We start from the raw sequence: 16,013 nt of genomic DNA, 5'->3' as shown, positions 1-16,013 counted from the left end.
ATGCGATTGTTGATTGCGGATGATGAAGAAAATTTGGCTTATGCATTAAAAGCGGTTTTAGAAGATGCGGGCTATAATTGCGATGTGTGTTTTGATGGAAAGAGTGCCATTCGTTTGATTTCTCAAGAAATTTATGATGGATTGATCTTAGATATTATGATGCCAGAAAAGAATGGGTATGAAGTATTGTCTATTATACGAAATAAAAAGATAGATATTCCTATATTACTTTTAAGTGCATTAAATGAAGTGAATGATAAGGTTCAAGGTTTTGATTTAGGAGCCAATGATTATTTATCCAAGCCCTTTTCGACAAAGGAATTAATTGCTCGAATCAAAGTGATGTTAAAAGAAAATATAGTGGATGATTCTTATTTACAATATCAAGATATTCTATTGAATAAGAAAGAAGAGACGCTTTCTTGTAAGAATATAAAATATCAATTGTCTAAATATGAATGTAGTATTCTTTCTTTGTTGATTCGAAGTGAATTGAATCGAGTACCTGTATGGCTTGTGATTGAAAAAGTATGGCAAAATAAGGTGGATGTAGATGTAAAAACTGTTTCACTTTATATATCTTATGTTAATAGAAAATTAAAAGCATTAGATTCGAAAGCATATATAAAATTTGATGAAGAAAACATAGAACTGTGTGTTAATATATAAAAAAGAAGAAAGGGCGGGAAAATATGAATATATTAGTTGTGGATGATGAAAAAAATATTGCGTATGCGATTGCACAAATATTAGAAGAACAAAAATGGCAAGTTACGATGGCCTATGATGGTCAAGAAGGTTTAGACCTTGCGCTAAGCGGATATTATGATGTAGCTATTTTAGATATTATGCTTCCGGGTATGAATGGTTTTGAAATTGTACAAAAGATGCGTGCTAATAAGGTTGAAACTCCTACACTATTATTATCGGCATTAGATGAAATTCCAGATAAAGTCAAAGGCTTAAATGTAGGTGCAGACGACTATATGACAAAGCCATTTTCAGCTGCTGAACTTGTAGCCCGCATCAATGCACTGACAAGACGAAAAGGGGAAGTCATCGTTCATGAATTAAAATATGAAGATCTTTCTTTACAACTTGATACTTGCGAGTTGTATTGTGCGAGTCAACATATTCATTTGGGATATAAAGAGTTTGAAATAATGAAACAATTAATGTCGCATCCAGAAATGATTACCTCTAAAGACGATTTGATTATCTCTGTATGGGGAAGTGAAAGTGATGCGATGGATAATAATGTCGAAGTATATATTTCATTCTTAAGAAAGAAATTGAAGTTTTTAAAGAGTCAAGTTTCAATCAAAGTGATTCGAAAAGTTGGATATCGACTTGAGGTATGCGATGCTTAAAAAATTACAGACCAAATTCATTTTGATTTTAATGTCCTTTGTCAGTATCATTTTACTATCTGTATTTGGCATAGTTTGTTGCTCAAATTATGTCCATGATAAAAATGAAGTAGAAAGAAATCTGGAATTGGCTTTGAAACTAAAAGATAAAGACTTTTCGATTTCATTTGGAAATAGTCGTAATTTTAACGGGAATTCCTTTGTGATCTATACAGATTCTAATTATGAATATATGATCACAAGTCGTACAGTATGGAATATATATGCAGAAGATGCTCAAAGTTTGATTGAAAGTGTGGAACATAAAGAGGATGTGGGCGTACTAAAAAAACTTGGGTTTGCGTATAAAAAAGAAAAGATTACGAACTATCAAGTGAATGAGGATACCCTTATTCCTTCTGGTTATGCCGTAGCCTTTGTGGATATATCGAATATGCAGTCCTCTTTTCAAAGAATGTTGATTATATCTGTACAAATTGGATCGAGTGTATTACTTGTATTCTTTATATTAAGTTGTATTTTAAGTAAATGGGCACTAAAACCAGTTGAGCAAGCATGGGATAAACAAAAACAGTTTGTTGCCGATGCCAGTCATGAATTGAAAACGCCATTAACCGTTATTTTAGCCGATAGTGATGTGTTATTAAATCATTCTACAGAATCTATTTCTTCACAGAAAAAATGGATAGAATCTATTCAAAGTGAAGCAAATCGAATGCGTAAGCTTGTAGAAAATATGTTGTTTCTTGCCAAAAATGATGCGAATCGAATTGAAATTTCGATGCAGAATTGTTCTTTGAGTGATATATGTTTTCATTGTGTTTTACCATTTGAATCGATTGCGTTTGAAAAAGGTATTGATTTAATCGATGAAGTGGAAGAGAATATAGAGGTACATGGAAATGAGTCACAATTAAAACAATTGATTTTGATTTTCTTGGACAATGCGATCAAATATACACCTAAGGGTGGAAAGATATATTTTAAGTTGGCAAAGATACAAAATAAACCCGTTCTTACGATTCGTAATACGGATAGTTATATTCCGCCTGAAGATTTAAAACATGTATTCGAACGTTTCTATCGTGTTGATAAATCAAGAAAATATCAAGGTGGAGCTGGTTTAGGTCTATCGATCGCAAGTCAGATTGCACAAAGTCATAAAATTAAATTAAGTGTGACGAGTGATGAAAAACAAGGTACAGAATTTACTTTGAATTTCTAGGAGGAAAATTATGTTTCAAAAAAGAGTCAATCAAGTAATTGAAAAAATGAAAACAGATGGGCTTAAACAAATCTTAGTGAGTGAACCATGCAGTATCTATTATTTAACCGGTGTGGATGTAGGTCCAGGAGAAAGATTGTTTGCGCTATATTTGAATGATGAAGGAAGAAAAGTATTATTTTTAAATACATTATTTACAGTTGAACAAAAGGATTGCGAAGAAATTTGGTACAGTGATACAGACGATTCGATTTCAATGTTGGCAAGTGTGATTGATTCTAAAGAAACTCTTGGCATTGATAAAGAATGGACAGCACGCTTCTTGATTCCTTTAATGGAAAAATGCGAGGGATTAAAAGTAGTATTAGGCTCTAAATATGTGGATGCTACTCGTGCTATTAAAGATGAAAAAGAAATTGAATGTATGATTGAAAACTCACAGATCAACGATGTGGTGATGGAACGTACAAGAGATTTTATCAAAGAAGGTATGACTGAAAAACAAGTGGAAACTTTTATTTTTGAACAATATAAATTATTAGGATGTCAAGATGTATCATTCTCACCAATTTGTTCATTTGGAGCCAATGGCGCCGATCCTCACCATATGCCAGATGATTCTGTATTAAAAGCAGGAGATAGTATTGTGATCGATATTGGTGGAAGAAAAGATCATTATTGTTCGGATATGACACGTACTTATTTCTGTAAAGAAGCAAGTGATGAATATAAAAAGATTCATGATATTGTTCGTGTTGCCAATGAAAAAGCGGAAAAAATCATTCGTCCAGGCGTTCGTCTATGTGATATTGATTTAACAGCACGTAATTATATTTCAAGTTTTGGCTATGGTGAATATTTTACACACCGCCTTGGACATTTTATTGGTCAAACCGATCATGAATTTGGAGATGTAAGTTCTACAAATACGGAAACTGTAAAACCAGGCATGATTTTCTCAATTGAACCAGGCATTTATTTACCTAATAAAATGGGTGTTCGTGTAGAAGATCTAGTCTTAGTTACTGAAGATGGTTGTATTGTATTAAATAAAGTAGATAAAAAATATGCGATGATTGGCTAATCATCGCATTTTTCTTACTATTTACCCAAACAGAATTTAGAGAATAAAGTGTCCAATAAATCTTCTCTATGAACTTCACCTAAGATTTCTTTCAAGTGATCATGAGCTGCCTGAATATCCATCTCAATTAAATCAGGCTCTACCATCCTATTCATGGCTTCTTTCGCCCTTAACATATCTTCTTTGGCTAGATTCAATAAACCAATTTGACGCTCATTTGAAAGTAATGGATCTTCTTTTAATAAATCATTTTGATACAGATTTTCTAAGGCATCAATCAATGGTTGAATCTCTTTATTGGAAGCTGAAATCCAAATGCCATCTTTATTTGCCTCTGCCTTATCTAATTTATTATAGATAATTAAGCGCATTTTATCTTTTGTCAGTTCTAATAATTGTTTGTCTTCTTCATCCAATTCTTTGGAACCATCAAAGACTAAAAGAACCAATTTGGCATCTTTTAATTTTTCTTGACTCTTTTCAATACCAATCTGTTCAATCTTATCATTCGATTCACGAATGCCCGCTGTATCAATTAGATTTAATTGAACGCTACCAATATGGATTTGACCTTCAACCAAATCTCTTGTGGTCCCGGCAATATCTGTAACAATGGCTTTATCTTCTTCAAGAAGGGCATTTAATAAGCTGGATTTACCAACATTTGGCTTACCAACAATAATAGTATCAATTCCTTTTTTTAACATTTGCCCCGTTTGAACACGAGAAAGAATGTGATCGATTTTTTCTAACCAATCATTTGTTTTGGGTAACAAGTCATTCGTTGTTAATTGTTCGACATCTTCATATTCAGGATAATCAATATTCACTTCAATTTGTGCAATAATATCCATTAAATCATCAATCAAAGGTTGGAGTAGTTTTTTTACACTTCCCTTAATTCCATGAATCGCCATAGTAGCCGCTGTATTGTTGCTCGCTTCGATCATGTCTTGAACAGCTTCAGCTTGGGATAAGTCAATTCTTCCATGGTAGAAGGCGCGTTGCGTAAATTCTCCTGGCTTGGCAAGATCGGCTCCCGCACTTAAAACCATGGATAAGATTTTACGTGTAATAAAAGTACCCCCATGACAGTTGATTTCTACAATATCTTCTCGTGTATATGTTTTTGGTGCTCTAAAAATAGAGATTAAAACTTCATCCACTGGATTTTTATCTGGATCTATAATAAAGCCATAATGAATCGTATGACTTTTCGCATTCATAATATTACGGTCAAATATTTTTTGAGTGATTTCAATAGCTTGATCTCCACTTAAACGAATGATGGAAATGGCGCCATCTTGTAAAGAAGTGGAAATAGCCGCAATTGTGTTTTCAAACATAGAAAAACATCCTTTCTTTCTTAGTGTATTTTATCATAAAAGATGTATAATGTCTTAGACAGAGGTGTAAACATGATAGAATATACAAAAAATCAAGTACACGAAGTGGCGTGTGCATTTAATGAACATAAAATTATAGCTTTACCTACAGATACTGTGTATGGTGTAGGTGTAAAGTATGGTAATTTAGACGATTTAGAACGATTAAAACGCGCAAAACATCGTCCAGAAACGAAACCCATTCCGATGATGGTTTCAAATATAGAACAAATGAAACAAGTTGCTTTAGTGGATGAAAGAATCGAAAAGATTGCCGCTAAGTTTTTGCCAGGCGCATTAACTTTAGTTGTCAATGTGAAAGAAAATGTCGATCCAGCGTATACAAATGGCCTAAGTACGATTGCGATTCGTATTCCAGATGAAAAATTTATCTTAGATGTGATTGATGAATTGAATTGTCCAATCTTAGTTACAAGTGCCAATCAATCTGGAGAAAAGACAGCACTCACAAGTGATGATGTATATGAACAACTTCCAAAAATAGATGGAATTGTTTTAGGTACGTGCAAAGCATTACAGGCAAGTACAATTGTAGATTGCACAAAGGAAAAATTACAAGTATTAAGACCAGGTCCTATTTCATTAGAAGAATTAGAATCGGTTCAATAAAAAGCACCCAGAACTTATGTTGAAAAGCATAGGCAAGGGTGCGTATGAACAAATCTAGAAGTAGTATGCTTCTAGCAGTTCATGTAGTATGTTACTCTGATTTAAATTGGATTCAATGGTTTCGAATGCAATTTAAACATATGTTAAAACTTGTCAAAATGATGGGGGTTTATTATAATACTGAGTATGACAGAAGAAGAAATGATTAGAGAGATTGCCGAGCCTATTTTAGAGCAATTGAAGAAAATTGAAAAACAACTAGGAAATCATCGTATGCCACAGCTTCCACAAATTAAGTTTGTGAAAGAAGGCAATATGCAAGATGGCCCTTTTATGATTGGAGACATCGAAGTTACGGATGAGCTTTTAGAAAAAGTAGAGGCTTATGTTCAGGAAGAAATCGAAATGATGCATCAACCGACTGTTTTACATTAAGAAGTTACAAAAATGTAGCTTCTTTTTTAAAAAATGCTTGCATTTTATTTTGCATTAGTGTATTATATGTAAGCACGTTGGAAATGCGGGTGTGGCGAAATTGGCAGACGCACCAGACTTAGGATCTGGCGCCTTCGGCGTGGGGGTTCGAGTCCCTTCACCCGCACCACTTGTAAATTTAGACAATTACTTCGGTAATTGTCTTTTTTTGTTTTATGTTATAATTTCCATATGGAAATTTGTGTATATTATGAAAAAATAAATGAAGATTCAATTCGTATCAAGCGTGTGTATGCATCCAGTCCTACAATAGAAATACCTGAATTCATTGATGGATATATTGTGCGTGAAATAGGAAACTATTGTTTTTCTAAAAAGGAAGTCGATCTATCTAATTCTGTTTTAAGTCATGAAATTCCTTCTAGTTATTATGAGTGTAGTGGTAGTGATGTTGAAAGTGTTAAGCTTTCTAAGACAGTCACAAAACTAGGGGATTATGCATTCTACAATTGTCGAAAGCTAAAAGAAATATTTTTACCTTCTAGTTTAATATGTATTGGCAGTGATGTATTTATGAATTGTTTAAGACTCAATCATATCTATTATGACTGTTCTATATTTTGTATCACAATTTTAAAACAAATACTAACTCAAATCACTTGGGATATCGAAGTCGATTTTATAGATGGTTCCATATTCTATCCAGAATACAATGGGGGTTATGATGAAGTGGGACCAGCCCATATCTTTGCCTTGAATATTGAAGGGGAAGGCTTTCGTATGCGACAGTGTTTTAAAGACGGTAAAATTGATTTTGATGGTTATGATGCTTGTTTTGAAAAATTATGTGCAGAAGAAAGTGAATCTTGTATCTTTCATGTTGCGATTCTTAGATTTATGACGGGATCTGAGAGATACATTCCTTATTTAAGAGCACATGATTTGACTTCTTATTTACATACATATAAAGATATATGTGTTATGGTTGAAAAATTAATAGAAGAAAAATGTATGGATGTACAAGCTTTAGATGTATTGATTTCTATGGAAAAAGATTTGGAAACTCGAACTCTATTGATGGAATTAAAGAATAAGAAGATGGAAACATCATCCGCATATTCTTTTGAGGATTTTTAATGCGACAAAGGGATTGGGAAAAAGAAAAGGCAATTCATATATTAGAGCTTGTTCGATCCGAACTCTATATGGATATGCTACATTTTTTAACAGCGTTAAATACGTTGATGTTTAAAGAGGATGAGCGTGTAAGTGTATGTGCTACAAATGGAATTTATTTTTATTATAATCCATTGAAGGTGATTGAGCTTTTTCAAAAGAATTCGATTTTTTTAAATCGTGCTTACTTACATAGTATCTTGCATTGTTTATATAGTCATATTTGGCTAAGAAAAAATCGCATAGAATTTATTTGGAATGTAGCTTGTGATATTATCGTGGAATATACATTGGATTCAATGCATAAAAAAAGTGTTTCACGAATCTTATCCTATGCTCGAAAAGATGTATATCACCAAATTGAAAAGTTGGATGGATTAAGTTGTATTACGGTTTATGAATGGCTTTGTACACGGGATGATATTCAAAATTTATATTATGAATTTGTGGTGGATGATCATGCATCATGGCCTAAAGAAAAGGATGAAAAAACACCTCAATCGTCTTCGGTACAAAAGAAGTGGCAAAGTGTTGCCAAACAGACAGTATTTGATCATAAACAAAAAGGTAAAGAGAATGACGATGGGGATGCTTTTCTTGTATCGAGGTTACAGGCAAAAAAATCGAAGTATTCATTTTCACAATTTTTGAAACGTTTTAGTATTATGAAAGAAGAAATGCAGATCAATGAGGATGAATTCGATTTGTCGTATTACACATATGGTATGTCTATTTATAAAAATATGCCTTTGATTGAGCCGTTAGAGACAAAAGAAGTTAAGAAAATCTATGAGTTTGTGATTGTATTGGATACAAGTTATTCTATTGATGAAAATCTTGCGAAACGTTTTATATCCAATACATATAGTATTTTGAGCACTTCAAATATGTTTTATAAATCATGTAAGGTACATATCATTCAATGTGATGACAGAATTCGAAAAGAAAATGTTATTTCTAATCAAAATGAGATGGATCAATTATTGGATTCATTTACTTTAGTGGGTGGAGGGAATACCGATTTTAGACCGGTATTTAGCTATGTGAATGATTTGGTGAATCAAAAAGTATTTCAAAATCTTTGTGGTTTACTTTATTTTACAGATGGAAAGGGCGTTTATCCAAAAAAGTGTCCAGCTTATAAAACGGCATTTATCTATTTAGAAGATTATGATCAAAGTAAAGTGCCTACTTGGGCAATTCAGTATAGATTGGAAGAAAAATTATGAATATATTACAGGCAAAAAATGAAATAAAAAATACCGTAAAGGCTTATTTATCAAAGAATAGCTTTGGTGAATATGAAATTGAATCTAAGAATCAAAGGCCTTTATTGTTGATTGGTCCTCCGGGTATTGGTAAAACGCAGATTATGGAACAAATATCGAAGGAATGTCAGATTGGACTTGTCAGCTATACAATTACGCATCATACGCGTCAAAGTGCGGTGGGACTTCCTTTTATCCAAGAAAAAGAATTTCAAGGCAAAACCTATTCAATTACAGAATATACAATGAGTGAAATTATTGCGAGTGTCTATTCGAAAATGGAAGAAACGGGTTTAAAAGAAGGAATTCTATTTATTGATGAAATCAATTGTGTATCGGAAACATTGGCTCCTACAATGCTTCAATTTTTACAGAATAAAACCTTTGGAAATCAGAAGGTCCCAAGTGGATGGATCATTGTGGCTGCTGGAAATCCGAGTGAATATAATAAATCAGTTCGTGATTTTGATGTTGTGACAATGGATCGTATTCGTTATATTCATGTAGAAACGGATTATTATGTTTGGAAAGAATATGCGATCTCAAAACATATTCATCCAATGATTTTAAGCTATCTAGAATTAAAGCCTAACAATTTTTATACTGTTTCAACAAGTGTAGATGGTATGGAATTTGTGACGGCTAGAGGCTGGGAAGATTTATCGTATTTGCTTTATACATACGAAAAGATGCATTTGGAAATATCGCAAGATACAATCTATGAATATTTACATCATGAAGATATTGCAGAAGATGTTTTCGCCTATTACTTGGTCTATAAAAAATATCAGGATGATTATGGCATTGATGATATTTTAAATGGAAATGTATCAAGTACGATCTACGCTCGTTTGTTTAATGCGGATTTTGATGAAAGAGTATCTGTAGTCAATTTAGTGATGGATGGTTTATTAAGACAAGTGAATATATATTCTTTCGAAAAGAATTGTACAGATTTATGGTATAGTTTTTTAAAGGATTATCGAAAGAAAATGGCCTCTTCTTATAAGTCTTGTGTTAAAGAATTTATAGATGCTTATCATTTTAAGTTACAAGCTGAATTATTAAGTGTTTCTAAGAAACATGAATACGAAGTGGTCTTAAATCAAATTCAAAAAATGAATGTGGATGAAAGTTTAGATCCTAAGTCTCGTTTTGATTCTTGCACAAACACGTTCTTTAAACAGAAAGAAAAGATGGAATCCATTGAATCTAGTTTGAAGATGCAGATTTTAAATGCGTTTGAATTTATGGAAAGTGCATTTAAGAATGGACAGGAAATGACAATATTTGTTACAAATTTAACAATGTCATCTGAAATGGCCTTATATTTAAGTTCACATACAATCGATGTTTATGAGAAATATAAACAAGTACTATTGATTGGAACACAAAAGGCAAGATTATTAGATGAGTTAGCTCATTAAAGAAAGGAAATATATGGATTATTCAGAATTAAAATATGATGTGGAAGAATTTGAATCGGATCAAGATAAAAAACTTCCACAACCACCTTTAGTAAAAAAAGCGATGCGTAAAGAATCGATTGAACTTCCTAAAAACTTTAAAGATTTATCTATTCATTCTGACTTTTTAGAAATTATTAATACACGCCACAGTAGTCGAGTTTATACGCAAGAACCGATGTCTTTATTAGAACTTTCCTATATTCTTTGGACTTGCCAAGGTGTTAAACAACTTCGTGGAAAGCATTATGCAACATTGCGTACAGTACCTTCTGGAGGAGCTCGTCATGGCTTTGAACTTTATTTCGTGTGTCAAAATGTAGAAGGTTTACAACCTGGAACCTATCATTATTTACCGATGGAACATCGTATTGAGTTTTTGAATCCGATTGACAAAGTGTCTGATGTTTTATCTGCTTCATTATGCAGGCAGTTGTGGGCTTTAAAAGCAAATGTGATTTTCTATTTTAGTTATATACCCTATCGTACAGAGTGGCGTTATGGTAATCTTGCGCATCGTATTGCACTAGTTGATCTAGGTCATGTAGGAGAAAATATCTATTTAGCTAGTACAAGCATTGACTTGGGTACTTGTGGAATTGGAGCATGTGTAACTACGATTTGTGATGAAATGTTTGAATTAGATGGGGAAAATGAGTTTATTATTTATTCTCAAACAGTGGGAAAGGTGGATAGAAAGGATTTTTTGAAAGAAAAATCTTTTTATGAATTTGTTGAAAAAGAAGGCTTATAATGTGTTAGAATATATAGGAACTAAGGAAAATATATTATGAGTAAAAAAGATAAAAACATAGATGCTTATTCAAAAGCACTTTTAGATAAAAAAACTGAATATAACGAGGAGTTAAAAAAACCAAAAACCGTTCATGAAATGAGCGATGAAGAAAGAAAACAGGCTGAAAAGACGATGTCTTCTGCTTTAGATATGCTTCGAAAAGAACGTGGTCAAAAAACAATTGCGGAAGAAGAACAATTTTATGAAGATCAAAAAACAAATTTGGTAAGCACGGATGATGATTTTACTACATCTTCAATTGAAAGTGAACAATCCAATGATGCATTGAATCTTGTTCATGCGATGTTGCAAGATATGTCAAATGATGATCAAGAAGCTGATAAAAAATCTGTGGTTGAAGAAAAGAAAAAAGAAACTAAAGAAAAGAAGAAAACAAAAGAACCTAAGAAAAAGAATGACTCAAAAAAGCCAAAAGAAAAGAAACCAATGAGCAAGTTTACAAAAATTGTTTTGGGAGTCATTTTATTGGGCGTAGCTGCTTTAGGCGTTTATTCTTATAAAGTATTGGTTTATGATCCACAAAATATTGTTTCACCCGCTCAACAAAAAACATATGATAAACTTATTTCATATGCCGATGAGTATGGAGATAATATGATGTCCGATGCTGAAAAATTAGAACTTTTGGATTTGGATTCTGGATATAAGAAATTATTAGGTAAACAGAAAACATCAATCAATGAGTATTTTAAAGAACAAACCGGAAAGACATATAAAGCGTTGTTGAAAGATATCAAGGAACTTCAAACTTCAAAAGAAGAAGCTAAATTTCCTGCTTATCAACAAATTATGACACTATTAGATGGTTGGGATGCAAAATCTGACGAAGAAAAAATGGCAGTTGCGGATATGCAGTCGGTGTATAGTTCTTTATCAAAAAGCTTGAAAAAGGAAGTGGATTCTTTATCAAAATCAAAAACAGGAAAAGATTTTATTGATTTATGTAAAGAACAAGCTGAATTAAAAACGGCAGCTCAAGAAAAGGCTCAACAAGAAGAGGAACAAAAGAAATCTGAGAATGCTTCAAAAATCCAAGAATATCAAGCTAGTTTAAATAGTTTGCAGCAAGATTATGATACATATGCGCAATATGCGCAAAGTTTGGAATCAGAATTGGCGGATGCTAGTGATGAAGATCGTTCACAGATTCAGTCGCAAATTGATACAAACAATCAAATGTTGTATTCTTTGCAGCAACAAATTACATATTATCAACAGCAAATTGCTGCTTTACAATCATAAAAAATAAGACTATCCTATAATGGTAGTCTTTATGCCGACTTAGCACAGTGGTAGTGCAACGCACTCGTAACGCGTAGGTCATTGGTTCAAATCCGATAGTCGGCACCATGAATTCAAATTAAGCTGGTGAATCCAGCTTATTTTTTTGAAGGGAGAACGCATGTTAAAGAAAATGAATTTAGATGAAAAAATGGTTTTATTGGGAACATTTTTTCTGTTTTTACCATTTGAAGTAGCAAGTGTTGGTATCGCATGCATATTGTTACAAGCATTTTGCCGTCATAAGCTTGTCAAGGCTATAAAAAATCAAACGGGAGCTATTTTTTTATATAGTTTTATAGGACTGGAATTTGTTGTGTCATTACTCTATTCAAATTGGAATGGTTTAGGTAATACTTGCCTATTTGTATTGATTGGCCTTTATGGGGCTTATTATCGTAAGAGTATCAAAAAAAATAGTTTTGAAGTCATGTGTGATCTGATTGTTATTCTCTCTGTTTTTGCGGCTATTTATGGCTTATATCAGTTTAATCAAATTTCAATTGCAAATGGTCGCACTTTCTTGGAATTTCATATTTTTAATTCACCTACAAGAAGAATTACATCTACGTTTATGAATGCGAATATTTATGCGATGATTATTGATTTTGTTTGTGTGATTTGCATGTATCGTTTCGTGAAAAATGACAATATTCTTTGTAAGATTGGATATTTTATGGTTGCACTCTTCAATTTCTTTGTGCTTTATCTTACTGGATCTAGAACAGCATTATTACCTTTTGTGGTGATTTTTCCAATATTCTTATATTGTGTTCGCTGGAAAAAATTGTTTATTACTTCTACTGTGTTTGAATTATGTGTATGTGGCTTAGTTTTCTTAAAACCAACATTGATTCCAAGAATTAGTGATATGTCTACTTTTGCCTCTCGTATTAAAATTTGGAAAACGGCATTTTTATGTATTTCTATGTATCCATTTTTTGGATGGGGTCCTCAGACATATAAAAAGTTTTATCCTTTGGTGAACGGTCATAAGGCACCGCATGCGCATAATATCTACATAGATTCGATTTTATCTTATGGAATCATTGGAACAATTATTTTACTAGCTTATATATTTGTGCTGAATAAAGAAATTTTTGTATCCAATACTAGAAAAGAAAATCCAGCTTTATTTGGCATGATGATGTGTTTTATCGCAATCGTATTGGTTTATGGATTGTTAGACTGTACGCTCAATATTGTTGCGACGGGAACTTTATGTTTTATTATTTTAAATAGTGCTTGCATGTACAAAGAAAAATAAATACAATAAATTTAGAAGACAGACAGTAGAAGGAGTTTTATGAAATGTATATCTCTTTTTGTCTGTTTTTTTATTGGGTTGCAATCCTTGAATGTACCAGATTATGAAAGGTTAGTTTCAAATATAGAATCAAAAGTAGAAGTGGTTGATCAGGATAAGGCTAGTTTTTTATCTTTAAAATGTAGAGATGTTTCAAATGCGATTCAAAATAAACAAGAGGATTTGAATTGTAGAATGGATTCTCAAAGTCAAAAATTAGAGGATCTTAAATTATTGTATAAACAGAAAAAGAATTATTATGAACTCAAAAAGATGGAGTATGGTTTGAATTTGGTTTCTATTCAAAAACAAAATTTGATCTTCCAATCGTATTGGATAGATAAGGACTTAACGAAATGTTTCAATGAATATAAGTGTAGTCAAAATGATTATTTGAAAAGTAAAAAACAGTGGGTAAAAAATAAGCATAAGCTTGATTTATATGCATCCTTTCTAACTCGTTTAGATACTTGTCAAAAACGTTTATTTTCGCGCTTTTCAACTTTGAGCCAATGGAAAGATTCGGGAGAGTTTGATCAAGATTCTATAATTGCCGGAAATGAGGCATTACCTGGATATGGTGGCTATGAAATTTTAGAAAATAATGGTATGTCTTGTTTGGTTGATGGAAATTATGGGATTGATACATATAGTTCTTTTTGGCAAAATCCAATTGAAAATGGTACAATCAGTGCTAGATGCTGGGCATATCCAGACGGAACTCTTCACTTAGGTTTAGATATTGCGAGTCCAATGTATAGTGATGTATACGCTGTTGCCAATGGTATTATATTGTATGCACATGCACCTGTAGAATCAAATAATGGATATCTCGGGAATATGTGTGGATGGCCTAGTGGTGCAGGTAATTCGATTTGTATGGTGATTGCCGTAAATGATAAATTGTATGCGATAAGTTATGCACATTTATCAAATGAAATCTATGTGACAAGTGGCCAGCAAGTCGGTCAAGGAATGACAATTGCCAAGAGCGGGAATAGTGGCAATTCAACAGGTCCTCATACACATATTGAGGTCTTTGAATTGAAACAAAATTTAAATTCGATTGTTGATTATTTTAGAAATAGTGGTGCTGATTTTTCTTTTGGATGCGGCTTTAATAAAGCAGCAACATGCTCAGACTATGCATGTCGTATAGATCCTGAGACAGTTTTGGAGGGTGTATGAGTCAAGAAATGTATTTTTCACGAATGAAAGAATTACTGCAAGATGAGTATGATGCGTATGTTGAATCTTTATCAAAACCTTTATATCGTGGTATGCGTGTCAATTTAAAAAAGGCAAATTTAAAAGAGTTTGATCATTTAGAAAATCCAAGTCAATTTTGCAGCGAAAGTTATTATGTAGATAAACCGTTAGGAAATCATCCTTATCATATCTGTGGATGTTTCTATCTACAAGAACCAAGTGCATCGAGTGCCGTCGAAATCTTGGATGTACAAGAAGATGATTATGTATTAGATTTATGTGCGGCTCCTGGTGGAAAGAGTACGCAGATTGCTTCTCATCTAAAAAGTGGGTATTTAGTATCGAATGAAATCGATGCGAAAAGAGCTCAGATTCTTTTATCGAATATAGAGCGAATGGGTGTTAAAAATGTAGCTGTCACTAATTCAAGTGTAGATAAGCTTGCGAAAGTATTTAATTCATGTTTCGATAAGATTTTAGTGGATGCACCTTGTAGTGGTGAGGGTATGATCAAAAAGCATGACATTGCCTTAAATCATTGGAGTATTGAAAATATTGAGCTTTGTGCATCTCGTCAGAAAGAAATTTTAGAATATGCGTATTCGATGTTGAAACTGGGTGGTACTTTGGTATATTCAACTTGTACATATGCTTTGGAAGAAGATGAAGATGTAGTTTTGTCTTTTTTAAACAAACATGAAGATATGGAATTAAAAAATCCAGAAGTTTTGTGGGGAAGAAAAGGATTTAAAGATTTAAATGTACGTCGTATTTTTCCAATGGATGGTGGTGAAGGTCATTTCATTGCAAAGTTGAAGAAAAAATCCGGTGTTGCAGGTAAACTTCCAGTTTTAAAGACAAAGAAAATAGATAAAGTAACAGAAAAGTTTTTGAAGGAACAATTGAATACATTGCCAAATTATTACTATATTGACAAAGATCGGGTATATGGTATGGATGTTTGTTTTGTGGACTTTAAAAAAGTAAAAGTATTGCGTCAAGGCGTATATTTAGGTGATGTTATTAAGAATCGTTTTGAACCAAGTCATTCTTTTTATATGGTTGCGGATTTTGACTATAAAAGAAAAGTGAATGTAACTTTAGAAGAAATGGATCTGTTTATGCATGGAGAAGTTTTACAGAAGGAATGTGATAAAGGTTACGTTGCCGTATGTTACAAAGGACATCCGTTTGGATTTGGTAAAAGTGATGGAAGACAAATCAAAAATAAGATTCCTAAAGGACTCAGATTATTACCTAACTCACATGTGAATATAGACTAAAAAGGCCAGGAAATTATTCCTGGCAATTTTTTGCGATTTCATGAGCCATATTGTAGTAATCTTCTAATTGATCATCAC

Annotated in this window: 15 protein-coding genes and 2 tRNA genes; 16 read left to right on the top strand and 1 reads right to left on the bottom strand. The window is 32.6% G+C overall.

Annotated elements, in window-relative coordinates; translation table 11 throughout:
* From Q3907_RS01690 to Q3907_RS01675, 4 genes are read left to right on the top strand one after another with little or no spacing between them, the layout of a single operon-like run.
* Positions 1–669 (top strand): response regulator transcription factor, encoded by a 669-nt coding sequence (locus Q3907_RS01690; RefSeq protein WP_301896928.1) that lies wholly within the window; start codon positions 1–3, stop codon positions 667–669.
* 23 nt (positions 670–692) lie between these two features.
* The gene (locus tag Q3907_RS01685) at positions 693–1,370 is read left to right on the top strand and encodes a response regulator transcription factor (RefSeq protein ID WP_270486369.1); all 678 of its coding nucleotides are present in this window, start codon (positions 693–695) and stop codon (positions 1,368–1,370) included.
* Entirely contained in the window at positions 1,363–2,595 is a 1,233-nt protein-coding gene (locus Q3907_RS01680) for a cell wall metabolism sensor histidine kinase WalK (protein WP_301896926.1), read from the top strand. Before Q3907_RS01685 ends, Q3907_RS01680 begins: the two co-directional genes overlap by 8 nt.
* A 10-nt stretch (positions 2,596–2,605) precedes the next feature.
* Entirely contained in the window at positions 2,606–3,679 is a 1,074-nt protein-coding gene (locus Q3907_RS01675; RefSeq protein ID WP_301896925.1) for a Xaa-Pro peptidase family protein, read from the top strand.
* Positions 3,680–3,696: 17 nt separating this feature from the next.
* Here the strand turns inward: Q3907_RS01675 and mnmE are convergent, their stop codons facing one another.
* Entirely contained in the window at positions 3,697–5,025 is a 1,329-nt protein-coding gene (gene mnmE / locus Q3907_RS01670) for a tRNA uridine-5-carboxymethylaminomethyl(34) synthesis GTPase MnmE (protein WP_217798200.1), read from the bottom strand.
* 72 nt (positions 5,026–5,097) lie between these two features.
* On the opposite strand from mnmE, the gene Q3907_RS01665 reads away from it, so the two are divergent.
* The 12 genes from Q3907_RS01665 (at position 5,098) to Q3907_RS01610 (ending at position 15,935) form a co-directional block, all read left to right on the top strand.
* Complete coding sequence (locus tag Q3907_RS01665; protein WP_244924282.1) at positions 5,098–5,694, top strand: L-threonylcarbamoyladenylate synthase; 597 nt, start codon at positions 5,098–5,100, stop codon at positions 5,692–5,694.
* Positions 5,695–5,880: 186 nt separating this feature from the next.
* Positions 5,881–6,129, top strand: coding sequence for a hypothetical protein (locus Q3907_RS01660; RefSeq protein WP_003864095.1), 249 nt, complete (start codon positions 5,881–5,883; stop codon positions 6,127–6,129).
* Between the two features lie 85 nt (positions 6,130–6,214).
* Positions 6,215–6,298, top strand: a tRNA-Leu gene (locus Q3907_RS01655).
* Between the two features lie 62 nt (positions 6,299–6,360).
* A complete protein-coding gene (locus Q3907_RS01650; protein WP_301896921.1) occupies positions 6,361–7,266 on the top strand; it encodes a leucine-rich repeat domain-containing protein in 906 nt (301 codons plus the stop codon).
* The gene (locus Q3907_RS01645; RefSeq protein ID WP_301896919.1) at positions 7,266–8,534 is read left to right on the top strand and encodes a VWA-like domain-containing protein; all 1,269 of its coding nucleotides are present in this window, start codon (positions 7,266–7,268) and stop codon (positions 8,532–8,534) included. The genes Q3907_RS01650 and Q3907_RS01645 overlap by 1 nt, the downstream gene beginning before the upstream one ends.
* Positions 8,531–10,000, top strand: a complete 1,470-nt coding sequence (locus Q3907_RS01640) for an ATP-binding protein (protein WP_301896918.1) — start codon at positions 8,531–8,533, stop codon at positions 9,998–10,000. The genes Q3907_RS01645 and Q3907_RS01640 overlap by 4 nt, the downstream gene beginning before the upstream one ends.
* Positions 10,001–10,013: 13 nt before the next feature.
* Positions 10,014–10,793 carry a SagB/ThcOx family dehydrogenase gene (locus Q3907_RS01635; RefSeq protein WP_301896916.1) on the top strand — a complete coding sequence of 260 codons (780 nt, stop codon included), beginning with the start codon at positions 10,014–10,016 and terminating at the stop codon, positions 10,791–10,793.
* A 36-nt stretch (positions 10,794–10,829) separates the two neighbouring features.
* A complete protein-coding gene (locus Q3907_RS01630; protein ID WP_301896914.1) occupies positions 10,830–12,098 on the top strand; it encodes a hypothetical protein in 1,269 nt (422 codons plus the stop codon).
* Positions 12,099–12,131: 33 nt separating this feature from the next.
* A tRNA-Thr gene (locus Q3907_RS01625) sits at positions 12,132–12,206 on the top strand.
* A gap of 52 nt (positions 12,207–12,258) precedes the next feature.
* The gene (locus Q3907_RS01620) at positions 12,259–13,404 is read left to right on the top strand and encodes an O-antigen ligase (protein WP_301896912.1); all 1,146 of its coding nucleotides are present in this window, start codon (positions 12,259–12,261) and stop codon (positions 13,402–13,404) included.
* Between the two features lie 87 nt (positions 13,405–13,491).
* Positions 13,492–14,631: a M23 family metallopeptidase gene (locus Q3907_RS01615; protein ID WP_301896911.1), complete on the top strand. Its 1,140-nt coding sequence runs from the start codon at positions 13,492–13,494 to the stop codon at positions 14,629–14,631.
* The gene (locus Q3907_RS01610; RefSeq protein ID WP_301896909.1) at positions 14,628–15,935 is read left to right on the top strand and encodes an RsmF rRNA methyltransferase first C-terminal domain-containing protein; all 1,308 of its coding nucleotides are present in this window, start codon (positions 14,628–14,630) and stop codon (positions 15,933–15,935) included. The genes Q3907_RS01615 and Q3907_RS01610 overlap by 4 nt, the downstream gene beginning before the upstream one ends.
* Positions 15,936–16,013: the final 78 nt, after the last annotated feature.

It is taken from the genome of uncultured Holdemanella sp., from assembly GCF_958348295.1.
Classification (GTDB): Bacteria; Bacillota_I; Bacilli_A; order Erysipelotrichales; family Erysipelotrichaceae; genus Holdemanella.
This window is presented reverse-complemented; position numbering and strand designations above follow the sequence as displayed.

Excerpts from the sequence above, each read along its gene's own strand:
- Q3907_RS01665 (WP_244924282.1), top strand. The coding sequence starts at position 5,098 with ATGATAGAATATACAAAAAATCAAGTACACGAAGTGGCGTGTGCATTT.
- Q3907_RS01650 (WP_301896921.1), top strand. The coding sequence starts at position 6,361 with ATGGAAATTTGTGTATATTATGAAAAAATAAATGAAGATTCAATTCGT.
- Q3907_RS01690 (WP_301896928.1), top strand. The coding sequence starts at position 1 with ATGCGATTGTTGATTGCGGATGATGAAGAAAATTTGGCTTATGCATTA.
- mnmE (WP_217798200.1), bottom strand. The coding sequence starts at position 5,025 with ATGTTTGAAAACACAATTGCGGCTATTTCCACTTCTTTACAAGATGGC.
- Q3907_RS01645 (WP_301896919.1), top strand. The coding sequence starts at position 7,266 with ATGCGACAAAGGGATTGGGAAAAAGAAAAGGCAATTCATATATTAGAG.
- Q3907_RS01675 (WP_301896925.1), top strand. The coding sequence starts at position 2,606 with ATGTTTCAAAAAAGAGTCAATCAAGTAATTGAAAAAATGAAAACAGAT.
- Q3907_RS01635 (WP_301896916.1), top strand. The coding sequence starts at position 10,014 with ATGGATTATTCAGAATTAAAATATGATGTGGAAGAATTTGAATCGGAT.
- Q3907_RS01660 (WP_003864095.1), top strand. The coding sequence starts at position 5,881 with ATGACAGAAGAAGAAATGATTAGAGAGATTGCCGAGCCTATTTTAGAG.
- Q3907_RS01620 (WP_301896912.1), top strand. The coding sequence starts at position 12,259 with ATGTTAAAGAAAATGAATTTAGATGAAAAAATGGTTTTATTGGGAACA.
- Q3907_RS01680 (WP_301896926.1), top strand. The coding sequence starts at position 1,363 with ATGCTTAAAAAATTACAGACCAAATTCATTTTGATTTTAATGTCCTTT.
- Q3907_RS01610 (WP_301896909.1), top strand. The coding sequence starts at position 14,628 with ATGAGTCAAGAAATGTATTTTTCACGAATGAAAGAATTACTGCAAGAT.
- Q3907_RS01640 (WP_301896918.1), top strand. The coding sequence starts at position 8,531 with ATGAATATATTACAGGCAAAAAATGAAATAAAAAATACCGTAAAGGCT.
- Q3907_RS01685 (WP_270486369.1), top strand. The coding sequence starts at position 693 with ATGAATATATTAGTTGTGGATGATGAAAAAAATATTGCGTATGCGATT.
- Q3907_RS01630 (WP_301896914.1), top strand. The coding sequence starts at position 10,830 with ATGAGTAAAAAAGATAAAAACATAGATGCTTATTCAAAAGCACTTTTA.